This is a genomic window from Streptomyces sp. E-08 (genome assembly GCF_049913095.1).
Classification (GTDB): domain Bacteria; phylum Actinomycetota; class Actinomycetes; order Streptomycetales; family Streptomycetaceae; genus Streptomyces.
The window spans coordinates 268,159-281,104 of sequence record NZ_CP183971.1 but is presented as its reverse complement, the minus strand read 5'-3'; the positions used below and the strand labels follow the sequence as shown (position 1 = coordinate 281,104).

Here is a 12,946-nt window from a genome sequence, read left to right as displayed (position 1 = left end):
CCGATGTCAGCGGGCGTGGCAGGCGTGCAGGTGCCCGGAGTCGGGCGCCGCCGGGCCGAGCAGAGGTCGTTCCGTACGGCAGCGCTCCCGGGCCGTGTCGTCGAGCAGCCGGAACAGCGGGCAGCGGTCGACGAAGACGCAGCCCTGAGGGAGGTTCGACGCGCTCGGCTGCTCGCCTTCGAGGACGATCCGCTCGCGGGACCGCTCGCGCCGCGGATCGGGCACGGGGATCGCCGAGAGCAGGGCCTCGGTGTACGGGTGCCGGGGGTTCGCGAAGAGCTCTTCGGTGCTGCCGGTCTCGACGATGTGGCCGAGGTACATGACCGCGATGCGGTCGGCGAAGTGCCGCATCACGGCGAGGTCGTGCGCGACGACCAGGTACGCCAGGCCGAGCTCGCGCTTGAGCCGGGAGAGCAGGTTGACGACGCCCGCCTGCACGGACACGTCCAGGGCGGAGACCGGCTCGTCCAGGACCACGACCCGCGGCCGGGTCGCCAGGGCGCGGGCGATCCCGACACGCTGACGCTGTCCGCCCGAGAGGGCGCCAGGGAAGCGGTCCGCGAGCGAGGCGTCCAGGCCCACCAGGCCCAGGAGCTCGGACACCCGGGCCCGGATCGCCGGCCGGTCGGTGCCCACGGCTCGTAGTGGTTCCGCGAGGAGCTGGAAGACCGGGAGCCGCGGGTCCAGGGAGCCCATGGGGTCCTGCATGACGATCTGCACCGCGCCGCGGAGCTCCCGCAGCCGCTCGGCCGAGCCGGGGGCGGCGACGTCCGTGCCGGCCACCTCGATCCGGCCGCCCTCCGGCGCCCTGAGCCGCAGGACCTCCAGGAGCGTCGTGGTCTTGCCGCTGCCCGACTCGCCCACCAGGCCGAGCGTCTCACCGGCCCGCAGGTCGAACCCGACACCGCTGACCGCGTGGAGCGTGCCGACGCGGCGCTTGAGGAGCGCGCCCTTGGTGACGGGGAAGGTCTTGGTCAGGCCGGACACCCTCAGCACCACGTCGCCGGGGGCGGTGTGCGTGAGGGCCTCCGGCTCCTCCGGCGCGGGGAAGAGTGCATCCGCCGTGAGGCGGCCGTCGCCTATCTCGTCCGCGCGCAGGCAGGCGACGTCCCCGTGCCCGGCGACGGGTGTCGCCTCGGGTTCCCGCGTACGGCAGGCGTCGAGCACGGCGGGGCACCGGTCCGCGAAGGCGCATCCGGTCGGGAGCGCCACCAACGACGGAGGTGCGCCGCCGATCGGCACCAGCGGGCGGGCCTTCGGGGCGTCGGGCCGGGGTACCGCACCCAGCAGACCGATCGTGTACGGCATGGTGGGACGCCGGAACAGCTCGTCCGCGCCCGCCCGTTCCACGATCCGCCCGGCGTACATCACGGCGACGTCGTCGGCGTACCCGGCGACGACCCCGAGGTCGTGCGTGATCAGCACCACGCCCGCGCCGGTCTCGGCCTGTGCGGTCCGCAGCACGTCCAGGATCTGTGCCTGCACGGTCACGTCGAGGGCGGTGGTGGGCTCGTCGGCCACGATGACGGAGGGGGCGTTCGCCATGGCCAGGGCGATGACGACGCGCTGACGCATGCCTCCGGAGAACTCGTGCGGGAACGACCGTGCCCTGCGCTGTGGTTCGGGGATGCCGACCAGGTCGAGGAGCTCCACCGCGCGTCTCCACGCGGCCTGCTTCGTCAGGTCCTGGTGGACCCGCAGCGCGTCGGACAGCAGACGGCCGACCGAGAAGATCGGGGTCAGCGCGGACAGCGGGTCCTGGAAGACCATGCCGATGTCCTTGCCGCGCACCCGGGACAGCCGGCTGTCGTTCAGGCCGACCAGGTCACGGCCGCCGAGGAGCACCTCGCCCGACACCCGGGCGGTCGGCGGCAGCAGCCCCATGATGCCCATCGCCGTCGCCGACTTGCCCGATCCGGACTCGCCGACGATGCCCAGCGTCCGGCCGGGCAGCAGGTCGAAGCTGATGCCGCGCACGGCCTCGACGGCACCCGCCTCGGACGGGAAGGAGATCCGCAGGTCCCGCACCGAAAGGACCGGGGCGGACCCGGTGGCCCGCGCCGGAGGATCGGCGGTGGGCAGGAGGGTGAATGTCATCGCGCGCCTCCCGAGGCCGCCGATACGGAGGTGGGGTCGAGGGCGTCGCGCAGCCCGTCGCCGACGAGCGTCATCGACACGGTGAGCAGCACGACGAGGCCCGCGGGGAACACGAACAGCCACGGGGCACTGGTGATGCTGCCGGAGCCGTCGGCGAGCATGGTGCCCAGCGACACGTCCGGGGTCTGGACCCCGAAACCGAGGAACGAGAGGGCCGTCTCACTGAGGACGGTGGCGACGACCCCGAGCGTCAGGTTGACCACGAGCAGGGAACCCAGGTTCGGGATGATGTGCCGCAGCACGATGTGCCAGGGCCGCACCCCCATGAACTCGGCAGCCAGCACGTAGTCGCGCTCGCGCAGCGAGGTGGACAGCGACCAGACGACCCGGGCGGTCGTCATCCAGCCGAAGACGGTGAGTACGAGGATCAGCACCCGCCAGTCGCCGGCGAGCCGGTGCGAGACCAGGGCCAGGATCAGGAACGAAGGCACCACCAGCAGGAAGTGGATGACCGCCAGGGTCAGCTTCTCCACCCTCCCGCCGAGGTACGCGGCGCCCGCGCCGATCACCGCGGCCAGCACGATCGTCAGCACCGAGACGCTCACCGCGATCACCAGGGAACGCTGGAGGCCGTGCACCGCCTCGGCGTACACGTCGTTCCCGCCCTGGTTGGTACCGAAGTAGTGGGTCGCGCCCGGAGGCTGGGTGAGCGCGGTGAAGTCCGCGTCGGTGTACGCGAACGGGGTGAGGAGACCGCCGAGCACGCTGAACAGCACGAGCAGCGCGAAGAGCGCCACGCCGAGCAGGGCCGCGCGATTGCGGGCGAACCGGCGCAGGTACAGCCGCCCGGCGCCGGGGGCGCGCGGTTCGGACGGTGATGTCACGAGGGTCGTCATGTCAGCTCACCCGCACCCGGGGGTCGAGGAGGACGACGGCGAGGTCGGCGAGGATCGCGCCGACCGCGGTCATGGCCGCACCGAACGCCGCCACCGCGACCGTTCCGTGCACGTCGTTCTTGGCGATGGTCTGGATGAAGTACTGACCCATGCCGTTCCAGCCGAAGACGGTCTCGGTGATGACCGCGCCCGTGAAGATCGCGGGGATGCCGAACGCCACGGAGGTGGCGGTCGGGATCAGCGAAGCCCGCAGGGCGTGGCGGCGGATCGCCTGGGCGCGGGTGAGACCGGTGGCGCGGGCGGTGCGCACGTAGTCCGAGCCGATGGCGTCGAGCAGCAGTGTGCGCTGGGTCAGGTGATAGCCCACGTACCCCAGCAGGGTCAGGCTCAGTGTCGGCAGGATGAGGTGCTGCGCCCGGTCGGTCACCGTCGGCAGCAGGCCCTCGACGCCCGGGGACTTCTCCCCGGCGACGTACAGGAAGCGCAGCCCGAGACTCTGGTTGAGCCAGATTCCCACGAGCACCACGCCCAGCGCGGCGACGGCGGTGGGGATGTTGAACAGGAACACCGACACCAGCTGGGTGATCCGGTCCCACCAGCCGTACTGCCGCGAGGCGGTGGACACGCTCAGACCGACACCGATGAGCACCGAGAGGAGCGTGGCGGCGGTGACCAGCTGACCGCTGACCAGCACCCGGAATCCGATCTCGCCGTTCACGGAGGCCCCGACCGGGGACCTCCCCCAGTCGAAGTGCAGCACCACGTCGCCGAACCAGTGCCACCACCGCTCCACGAGGGGCACCCGAGGGTCCAGGTTGTAGGGCGCCAGGGCCTGGTCGATCTCCGCCTCGGAGCGGACCGGGCGCGTGTCCTTGTAGTTGGACCTCGGGTCGAGGAACCAGGCGGCGAGTACGTACGTGACGTTGGTGGCGACCACGATCATGGCCAGCCAGACGGCCGTCTTGCGTGTCACATGACGGAGCATGACTCCGCCTTTCCGTGCGCCGGGGGGACGGTCCGGATACGAGGTGTCGCGGTGGGGGCCGTACGGGGGGCCGGCGGGGGTGTGCCGGTTCTGGACATGCTCGACGTGACTTTCTGAGGGGGGGTGGAAGCACGCGGCCCGATCCGGGCGAGGGTGTGCTCGTGGTGCGATGCCGGGCTCAGGTCCTCTGATTCAAAGGGAGTTGCGAGCTGGCGACACATCATTCTGTGGTCATGATCCACAGGGTGGGAACCATACGCAGGCGACTGTCATGTGACTGCAAGACGCACGACACATTGGAGCAATGAGCGAGATATGTGTCGATTGTCCGTTTTCGTCGAACCCGTACGAGTCGTAGGTACTATCCTCAGGCCATTAGACCTTTTGTTCGTTAGTCAGGAGTTCTGTATGTCCACCGACCGGCGAAGGCGCGCCACTCTCCCCGCCTGTACGGCCCTGCTCGCGACCCTCTCCCTGTCGGGCTGCGGCTTATTGGGGAGCGGACCCGAGATCCCCGACCGGGCGACGCTGAGCAAGGCGAGTTCCGTGGGCGAGGCCGGCGGAATGGAGACGCTCGTCGAGGCCGCCCAGCAGGAGGGTAGGCTGAATGCCGTCGCGATGCCTGCCAGTTGGGCCAACTACAGCGAGATCATCGCCCGCTTCGAGAAGCGGTACGGGATCGATGTGACCGTGGAGAACCCGGACGGGACGAGTCAGGACGCCATCAGGGCGATCCGGGAGAACCGGCCCGAGGGCAAGGCCGTCGACGTGGTGGAAGTGGGGGTGGCCCAGGCCGAGTCCGCGGCGGACGACGCACTCTTCGCCAGATACCGCATCGAGCGGGACCAGGACGTCCCCTCGGAGCGCAGGGATCCCGGCTCCACGTGGTACGCGAACTACGGCGGCTACATCTCCATCGGCTGCGCGGTCCAGTACATGAGGATCTGCCCCGACACCTTCGCCGACCTGCTGAAGCCCGAGTACAAGGGAAAGGTCGCGCTCAGCGGCGACCCCACCAAGTCGAACTCCGCCCTTTCGGGCGTCTTCGCGGCCGCGCTGTCCGACGGCGGCTCCTTCGACGACATCACCCCCGGTGTGGAGTTCTTCGCCAAGCTGACGGACAAGGGCAACTACATACCCGTCAAGCCGACCACGGAGTCGATCAAGAGCGGAAAGACTCCCATCGTCATCAACTGGGACTTCAAGAACTCCACGTCCTGGCGAGCGCTGCTCCACACCAACGCGCAGTGGGCGGTGGCGATCCCCGAGGACGGCGTCTTCGCCGGCTATTACGCCACGGCGATCAACCGTAGGGCCGCTCACCCCGCCGCCGCGAGGCTCTGGCAGGAGTACCTGTTCAGCGACGAGGCGCAGAACCTCAGGCTGAAGGGCTTCGCCCGGCCCGTGCTGATGAAGCCGATGCAGAAGGCGGGATCCCTCGACGTGATCGCCGCGGGCTGGCTCCCCCGGCTCCCGCACGACCAGCCGGTCGTCCCTTCGAGCGCTCAGATGACCAAGGCCAGCAAGGCAGTGGGCGACGGCTGGGGCAAGGCGACCGAACAGTCGCCGTGAGGGGTGGGCCCGGTCCTTTCGCGCGAGGCGCGTCAGCCGAGGAAGCCCCGGAGCAGGGCCGCGGTGCCGGCGAGGTGATCCTCCATGACCGAGCGGGCGGTCTGCGCGTCACCGCGGAGGATGGCCATCAGGATGCCGTTGTGCTGTTCGTGCGAATGCTCGATGTTGCGCTGGAGCAGCGGTATGGCGTTGAGGAGGTCGTTGAGCCGGAGCCGGGTCTCGGCGATGCTCGCGTACAGCGACGGCGAACCGCACATCTCCGCGATCGCGAGATGGAAGCGCGAGTCCATCAGCCGGTACGTCGACGCGTCGGCGGCCAGGACGTCCTCCAGGCGCGCCTGGAGGACCTGACGGTCCTCCGCCGTGAGGGGACGCTGTGCGGTCAGGGCGGCGGCACCGGGCTCGATGACCTGCCGGAACGCGAGAGCGTCCGTGAGCTCGTCGCCCATGGTCTCCGCGATGCGGCGGACGTCGCCCTCACTGGGCGCCGACGGGCTGTAGGTCACGAACGTGCCGCCGTACCGGCCGCGGCGCGACTCGACGTACCCGGCCTGCTGGAGCGCCCGGATCGCCTCGCGCAGGGTGACCCGACTGATGTCCAGCTGTACGGCGAGCTCACGTTCCGGGGGAAGGGTCTCGCCCTGGGCGATGAAGCCGAGCTTGATGGCACACAGCAGGCGCTCGACGGTCTCCTCGAAGGCGTTGCCTGCCCGCACAGGGCGGAAGACGACGTCCTTGGACGTTCTCCCGTCTTCACTGAGCGCCTGGCTCATCGTGGCTCCTCTTCACCCGAACTGTGCCGGACGCGGGCATGCTCCCGCGTCCCCACAGTAACGCCTATGGACTGGACAAGGCGCCTATAAGGGGACCTACGTGCGGGGGCGGGGCGCCGGTCGAACGACCGACGCCCCGCCCCCCCGGCTGAAGGGTGCTCCCCCGGATCAGAAGACCCTGTCCTCCTGGTCGGGGATGGTCTGTCCGTACGTGTCGACGACGGGGCCCTTGGTTCCGTCGGTCCGGGTGTATCCGGTCGTGGAACACGGGTACGGCGAGGCCAGACGGGGCTTGGCCCCGATGAACATGGGGTTGACCAGCCACTTGCCGTCGCCGTTGTGGTACGAACGGCACATGAGTTCCGGCTTGTTCCGGTTCAGGACGAGACGCATCTTCGTCGCGTCGCCCACGAAGGTGACGTCCGTGTCGGAGTCGCCCGCGCCGAACGCCTGACGCTTCGAGACCGGCTGCTGACGGAAGGCGGCGGCTCCCTTGACGTGGAGCAGGTTCTGGTTGACGAAGCAGCGCTTCCCCTCGATGTAGGGGATGACCGAGTCCTTCTCCGCACCGCCGCAGTCGGCGAGGTGCGGCGTCAGCCTGCCGTTCACCGACGTGGTCTTCACGCCGGTGACCTGCTGGGGGCCGAGCCCGACGCCTTCGGCCCAGACCTCGACCACCGGCTGGGCGGAGGCGGAGACGATGCGTACGTCGAAGCCGGCCTGCAGGAGGGTCGAGATCAGGTTCTTCTGCTGCGGGTAGTAGCGGGCCCACCCGGTGACGTTCTTGGTGCCGACCCGCTGCGCGGTGCCTTCCGGCGCCGTGAGGTTCTCCGCTCGCGCCTGGCGGGCGAACCTCTTGATCTCGTCGGCGGTGTAGCCCGAGAGCAGCTGGGCGGCCCAGGCGTAGGAGGGCTCCATGCGGCGGTGGTCGTAGCCCGCGAACGCCGTCGCCCCCGTGGTCGTCTCGCCTTCGCTGTAGACGGAGAGGATCTCGTCGGCGCAGGCGGTGTCGGATCCGGTGGGGAGCGGTCGGCCGGGAGCGGCCGCGGGGCCGCAAGCGGCCTTCAGCGCCGTGGCGGCGGGCTGAGTGAGGTAGCGGCTGGTCGTCGTCCAGTCGCCGCGGCCGGGCTGGCGAATCTTGCTGTTCTTCAGCATCCAGAACGTGGTCGCGTCGCCCACATCGTTCTTGATCACGGTGTTGTCCCAGTCGAACAGGGCCAGGGGGCGGCCCTCGGCGCCGGAACAGCTGCCGTTCTCGTCGATGAAGTCCTGAAGGGCCTCGCGGTTGTCCCCGTACCAGGCGAGGTCCTTGCTCAGCTCGGGACAGGATCGCACCGTCGCCGCCGAACTGGGGTTCGCGGCGGCGCATGCGGTGGACGCCACGAGGGCGGCGACGAAGGCGGCCGATCGAACGATCTTCATGTTCCTTCTTTCCGTCTGATCCGGGCTGGTCAGCCCCGAGCGGAGAGCCTACTAGAGAAGGTCTTAGGTAAGACCTTTATCGAATAGGGGACGAGCGAAGAGCCCAGTCACTTTCTCTGTGCATGCAGTTCCTGCCTGCTCGATGCGTCAGCAAATTTTCAATGAACTCTTGCAAGGCGAGTTGGCTGGTTGCTAGCGTCCCGGTCGCCGGGCTGGGAGCCGCCGATCCGGCGTCAGTTCTGTGAGCAAGGGGTGGAAGCGCCATGGACATGAATCGCCGCAGCGTTCTCAAGGCGGGTGGAGTCGTCGCCGCCGGAGTCGGCCTGGGCGGGCTCACCGCCTGCTCGGGTACCGGGAACACCGGGGCCGGGTCCGGATCCGCCGGGGATGCCGACAAGGGCGACATCACCGTATGGAGCTGGGCGGGCCCGGCCGCGGAGATGCGCGCTCTGGTGCCGGCGTTCAACAAGAAGTACCCCGGCATCAAGGTGACCGTCCAGGACATCGGAAACCCGGCGATCTGGGACAAGATAACCACGGGCATGGCCGCCGGCGGCTCCGGTCTGGCGGATGTCCTGCACATCGGCGTCGACTACCTGCCCGGCTACGTCGAGAAGTTCCCGGGACAGCTCGCCGACCTGGGCCCGCTCGGCGCCGACGCGTACAAGGGCGCGTTCGCGCAGGGCCTGTGGGAGACCGTCTGCCCGGACGGCAAGCGCGTCAACGCCCTGCCCTGGGAAGCCAACTCGGGCGGCTTCTACTACCGCGCCGACATCTTCGAGAAGGCCGGCGTCGACGCGAACGCGATCGACACCTGGGACGACGCCATCGAGGCCGGCAAGAAGATCAAGGCCAAGACGGGCGCCTCCCTCCTGGGCATCGACAAGCCCGCCTCCCAGGCGGACTCCGCCAACTTCTTCCAGATGCTCCTGCAGCTGCAGGGCACCATGTTCTTCAACCTCGACGGCCACATCATGCTCGACTCGCCCGAAGCGGTGCGGGCCATGACGCTGATCAAGAAGATGAACGACGCCGGCCTGGTCAGTGACATCTCCGGCGGCTGGAACGCGCTCATCAGCTCCATCAAGAAGGGCACGGCCGCGGTCGTTCCGTGGCCGACCTGGTTCGGCGGCGTCATCGAGGAGACCGTTCCCGGCGAGGCCGGCAAGTGGGGTGTCCGGCTTCCCCCCGCCGTCCGCCGCGGCGGCAGCCGGGCCGCCACGGTCAACTCGACCCACCTCGCCGTCTCCGGGAAGAGCCACCACCAGGCCGCCGCCTGGCGGTTCGTCGAGTTCGTCCTGACCCGGCCGGAGTCCCAGGTGGCCATCTACAAGGCCAAGGGCATCGCCCCCGCGCTCATCAAGGCCTACGACGACCCGGTCTTCCACCAGCCCTCGACGTTCTTCAGCGGTCAGAAGAAGGGCGAGATCTTCTTCGAGGCACTCAAGGCCCCCCAGCCGGCGTACAACTACACCAGCGACTACGCCCGTGCGCTGAAGGCCGTCACCGACGCCCAGACGAAGGTCCTCCTCAAGGGGGCCGACCCGGCGGCGGAGCTCCGCGCCGCGGCCTCCCTGCTCGCCGGCCAGACCGGTCGCGAGATCGCCGGGTGACGACCGTGGTCACGATCAACCCCCCGCTGAACGCCGAACGGACCGCGACGGAGCCGGACCGAAACGGCCGCGCCCGGCGCCCGGTCGGGCGACGCATCGCCCCGTACGCCTTCGCCCTCCCCGCGATCCTCCTCTTCGCGACGTTCAAGCTCTACCCGATCGCCTGGTCCTTCGTCCTCAGCCTCTACAAGACGGTCGACGGGGTCGACACCTTCGTCGGAGGCGACAACTACACCCGTCTCCTCGACGATCCGCTCTTCTGGACCGCTCTGAAGAACACCGGCGTGATCCTGGTCGTCCAGGTCCCCCTCATGCTGGCCCTGGCGACCGGTCTCGCCGTCGCCTTCGACTCGACCTTCCTGAAAGCACGTTCGGTCTTCCGGCTCGGGTTCTTCATGCCGATGGTCACCGGCCTCGTCGCCTACGGAGTCATCTTCTCGGTGCTCCTGAACGAGAAGTACGGCCTGGTCAACTGGCTGCTGTCCGCGGTCGGCGCCGACGCGGTCCCGTGGCTCACGGACCCGATCTGGGCGAAGATCTCCCTCGGCCTCGCGCTGACCTGGCACTACACCGGCTACAACGCGGTGCTCCTGCTCGCACGGCTCCAGACCATCCCCAAGGAGCTGTACGACGCGGCCTCGGTCGACGGCGCCGGTGCGTGGGGCACGTTCCGTCACGTGACCCTGCCGGGGCTCCGGCCGGCGATCCTGCTCACCACGGTGCTGTCCACCATCGGAACCCTGCAGATCTTCGACGAGCCGTACATCCTCACCCGCGGCGGCCCGGACAACGCCACGCTCACCATCGGCGTGTACCTCTACCAGAACGCCTTCACCTACTTCGACTTCGGCTATGCCTCGGCCATCGCCTACGCCCTCGCCCTACTGATCGGCATCCTCGGACTGATCCAGTTCCGCGTCCTGGGAGACAAGAGATGACCACCTCCACGACCGGACCCACGCGGACGAGAGCCCGGAGCGCACGGCGCCCGCGCACTCGGGGCAACAGCATCCTCCTGACCTCCGGACTCGCCATCGCCCTCGCGGCGGTCCTCGTCCCCTTCTACTGGCTCGTGATCGCCAGCACGCACACCAGCCAGGAGATCTTCGACTCCCCGCCGCCGCTGCTTCCGGGCGGGCACCTCATGGACAACATCTCCGCCCTTCAGGAGACCGTGTCCTTCGGCCGGGTCGTGCTCAACTCCCTGCTCATCGCGGTCCTCTACACCGTCTGCGCGGGCGCGGTCTGCACCCTGGCCGGATACGCCTTCGCCAAGTACCGCTTCAAGGGCCGCGAAGCACTGTTCGGGCTGATCATGCTCGGCCTGGTGATCCCGAACCAGGTCACCCTGGTCCCGCTGTTCAAGCTGATGGCCGACCTGGAATGGCTCAACACCTACCAGGCCGTCATCATGCCCAACCTGGCACTGCCGTTCGGCATCTTCCTGATGCGCCAGTCGATGGACGCCCTTCCCGACGAACTCCTCGACTCCGGACGCATGGACGGCTGCGGCGAGTTCCGCCTCTTCGCGCAGATCGTGCTTCCTCCCATGAAGCCCGCGCTCGCCGCCCTGGGCATCTTCCTCTTCCTCTACCAGTGGAACGACTTCATCTGGCCCCTGATCGTGCTGCGCGACAACGTGTCGTTCACCCTCCCCGTGGCGCTCGCCTCGCTGCAGGGAGTCGACGACACCGACTACGGAGCCCTCCTCACCGGCACCGCCATCGCCGCGATCCCGATGGCCGTCGTCTTCCTCGCCCTCCAACGCCACTTCGTCTCCGGCCTGCTCGCCGGAGCCGTCAAGGAGTGAAAGTGACCACCCTGTCCCACGAGGCCGTCACCACCGCCGAGCTCGCACCGGCGACGTACCGGCCCCTCCTCGACACCGTCGAGGTCGCGGTTCTCGCCGCCGGATCCGAAACGGACTGGCACCTCACGGAGACCCCGGACGGACCGCGGATCCTGCACGTCGACGCGAGCGGCGCGCCCGTCGAGATCCGGCTCTCCCTCCCGCTGGGCGACGCCGCCGGCTACTGGCACCCCAAGGCCGGCTGGAAACGCACCATCGTCGCGGACTGGGAGGGCCGCGACGAGGTCAGCCTCGTGGACGGCCTCGCCGCCGGCTGCCTCTACGACTACGGCGGCGCCACGCTGCTCACCTTCGGCGTGGCCGACCCCGTGCCCGAGGTGTCCCTCCGGTACGGCGTCTCCGAGGAGAACGACACGTACGTCGTCCACCTCCACCTGCCCGCCGCACAGCGGCCCCACCGCCTCGTCCTCGTACCGCGCAGCCCCTCGGTCGGTGCGGCGGTGGGAACCCTGCGCGCCTGGTACGCCGCCGAGACGGCACCCATGCACGTCCCCGAGACGGCCCGCGTCCCGCTCTACTGCACCTGGTACGCCTACAACCAGCAGATCGACGCCGACGCGGTCGAGACGCAGTCCCGCCTCGCCGCCGGCATCGGCTTCGGCGCCCTCATCGTGGACGACGGCTGGCAGCGCCACGCCCGCGGCCGGGGCTACGCGGGCGTCGGCGACTGGATCCCCGACAGCGAGAAGTTCCCCGACTTCACGTCCCACGTCCTGCGCGTCCGCAAGACCGGCCTCCGCTACATGCTCTGGGTCGCCCCCCTCCTCCTGGGGCCCGCTGCGGATTGCCACGAACGATGGGCGGCCTGCGCCCCGGCCCTCGCCAAGGTGCCCGGTGCCCATGTCCTCGACCCTCGCCTGCCCGAGGTCCGCGCCCACGTCGTGGACACCTGTGTCCGACTCGTGCGCGACCACGGCCTGGACGGCCTCAAGATCGACTTCCTCGAACAGGCGATGGTCTACGCCGGCGACGGCCAGGGCGACGTGGGCCAGGCCCTGACCACTCTGCTCCACGAGCTGCGCGGCGCCCTCGTCCACGTCCGCAGCGACGTCCTCATCGAACTGCGCCAGCCCTACGTCGGCCCCGGCATGGTGCCCTTCGGGAACATGCTGCGGTCCTTCGACTGCCCCGCCGACTCCGCGGCCAACCGCGTCCGCACCATCGACACGGCTCTCCTGGCCGTCGGGGGAGCGGTCCACTCCGACCCGCTCCTCTGGTCCGCGCGGGCTCCCGTCGAGTCGGCGGCACGCCAGCTGATCGGCGCGTTCCACTCGGTCCCCCAGGTCTCCGTACGACTCGACACCCTTCCCGAGGAGCACATCCAGGCTCTGCGCTTCTGGCTCGCCACCTGGCGGAACCTGCGCCCGCAGCTCCTCGACGGAACCGTCGAACCCGGCCGGCCCGACGACCTCTACACCCTGGTCAGTGCGACGGGCGAGGGGACGCAGGTCCTGACCGTGCACGTGGACCGTCCCGTCCCCGTGGACCCCGCGACCCTGGACACGACCGTGCTGGTCAACGCCACGACCCGGCCTCGCCTCGTGCTCGACGTCGCGACCCCCGGATCCGCGGTGGAGATCGAGGCGTACGCCCCCGACGGCCGTATGATCGACCGACGCCGCGTCGAACTCCCGGCCGGGCTCCAGAACCTGCCGGTGCCGCGGATGGGCCTGGCGACGATCAAGAGCATCGCGTGAAGCACGTGTCGAGAGGGAGCG

Annotated in this window: 10 protein-coding genes; 5 read left to right on the top strand and 5 right to left on the bottom strand. The window is 69.5% G+C overall.

Going from position 1 to position 12,946, the window contains the following annotated elements:
• Positions 1 to 6: 6 nt before the first annotated feature.
• The 3 genes from ACN9MM_RS01395 to ACN9MM_RS01385 are packed head-to-tail and all read right to left on the bottom strand — an operon-like array spanning position 7 to position 3,978.
• A complete protein-coding gene (locus ACN9MM_RS01395; protein WP_426361892.1) occupies positions 7 to 2,097 on the bottom strand; it encodes a dipeptide ABC transporter ATP-binding protein in 2,091 nt (696 codons plus the stop codon).
• Positions 2,094 to 2,993, bottom strand: a complete 900-nt coding sequence (locus ACN9MM_RS01390) for an ABC transporter permease (RefSeq protein WP_426361891.1) — start codon at positions 2,991 to 2,993, stop codon at positions 2,094 to 2,096. Before ACN9MM_RS01390 ends, ACN9MM_RS01395 begins: the two co-directional genes overlap by 4 nt.
• Before the next feature lies 1 nt (position 2,994).
• On the bottom strand, positions 2,995 to 3,978 hold the full coding sequence (locus tag ACN9MM_RS01385; protein ID WP_426361890.1) for an ABC transporter permease: 984 nt from the start codon (positions 3,976 to 3,978) through the stop codon (positions 2,995 to 2,997).
• 408 nt (positions 3,979 to 4,386) lie between these two features.
• Between ACN9MM_RS01385 and ACN9MM_RS01380 the strand changes: the two genes are divergently transcribed.
• Positions 4,387 to 5,550: an extracellular solute-binding protein gene (locus tag ACN9MM_RS01380; RefSeq protein WP_426361889.1), complete on the top strand. Its 1,164-nt coding sequence runs from the start codon at positions 4,387 to 4,389 to the stop codon at positions 5,548 to 5,550.
• A 32-nt stretch (positions 5,551 to 5,582) separates the two neighbouring features.
• Here ACN9MM_RS01380 and ACN9MM_RS01375 read toward each other — a convergent pair whose 3' ends face one another.
• Together ACN9MM_RS01375 and ACN9MM_RS01370 are read right to left on the bottom strand one after the other, a co-directional pair.
• Positions 5,583 to 6,323: a FadR/GntR family transcriptional regulator gene (locus ACN9MM_RS01375; protein ID WP_426361888.1), complete on the bottom strand. Its 741-nt coding sequence runs from the start codon at positions 6,321 to 6,323 to the stop codon at positions 5,583 to 5,585.
• 168 nt (positions 6,324 to 6,491) lie between these two features.
• Positions 6,492 to 7,745: a haloacid dehalogenase-like hydrolase gene (locus ACN9MM_RS01370; protein WP_426361887.1), complete on the bottom strand. Its 1,254-nt coding sequence runs from the start codon at positions 7,743 to 7,745 to the stop codon at positions 6,492 to 6,494.
• A gap of 263 nt (positions 7,746 to 8,008) precedes the next feature.
• On the opposite strand from ACN9MM_RS01370, the gene ACN9MM_RS01365 reads away from it, so the two are divergent.
• From ACN9MM_RS01365 to ACN9MM_RS01350, 4 genes are read left to right on the top strand one after another with little or no spacing between them, the layout of a single operon-like run.
• Complete coding sequence (locus ACN9MM_RS01365; protein ID WP_426361886.1) at positions 8,009 to 9,358, top strand: ABC transporter substrate-binding protein; 1,350 nt, start codon at positions 8,009 to 8,011, stop codon at positions 9,356 to 9,358.
• A gap of 5 nt (positions 9,359 to 9,363) precedes the next feature.
• Entirely contained in the window at positions 9,364 to 10,296 is a 933-nt protein-coding gene (locus tag ACN9MM_RS01360; RefSeq protein ID WP_426361885.1) for a carbohydrate ABC transporter permease, read from the top strand.
• A complete protein-coding gene (locus ACN9MM_RS01355) occupies positions 10,293 to 11,168 on the top strand; it encodes a carbohydrate ABC transporter permease (protein WP_426361884.1) in 876 nt (291 codons plus the stop codon). Before ACN9MM_RS01360 ends, ACN9MM_RS01355 begins: the two co-directional genes overlap by 4 nt.
• A 2-nt stretch (positions 11,169 to 11,170) precedes the next feature.
• Complete coding sequence (locus ACN9MM_RS01350; RefSeq protein WP_426361883.1) at positions 11,171 to 12,925, top strand: glycoside hydrolase family 36 protein; 1,755 nt, start codon at positions 11,171 to 11,173, stop codon at positions 12,923 to 12,925.
• Positions 12,926 to 12,946: the final 21 nt, after the last annotated feature.